The following is a 286-nucleotide window of genomic DNA, read 5'->3' on the forward strand; positions in this document are numbered from 1 at the left end:
AAATCGGAGCGGGCGTTGGCCAGATTAAGCGCAGACAGCCCGGACCTCGAGCGGTGGCCTGTGAATAATGCCAATCACCTTTCGCATCCGCCGGTATTGCCATGACGGTTGCAGCGCCCCGTATCCGCATGTTGATCGATGGCCAGTTCGTCGAATCGGCCAGCTCGCACTGGCAGTACGTGGTCAACCCGGCCACCCAGGACGTCCTGGCCCAGGTGCCGTTCGCCACCGTGTGCGAAGTGGACGCCGCCGTGGCCTCGGCCAAGGAAGCCTTCAAGACCTGGCG

Annotated in this window: 1 protein-coding gene; it reads left to right on the top strand. The window is 63.6% G+C overall.

Features of this window, described 5'->3' with window-relative positions; all coding sequences use genetic code 11:
- Positions 1-101 precede the first annotated feature (101 nt).
- Positions 102-286, top strand: a 185-nt coding sequence (locus tag ACQG3P_RS19360; RefSeq protein ID WP_426805946.1) for an aldehyde dehydrogenase family protein, incomplete at its 3' end; no start/stop codon positions are given.

Origin of the sequence: Stenotrophomonas sp. SrG, from assembly GCF_050031795.1 — a bacterium.
Classification (GTDB): Bacteria; Pseudomonadota; Gammaproteobacteria; order Xanthomonadales; family Xanthomonadaceae; genus Stenotrophomonas; species Stenotrophomonas rhizophila_A.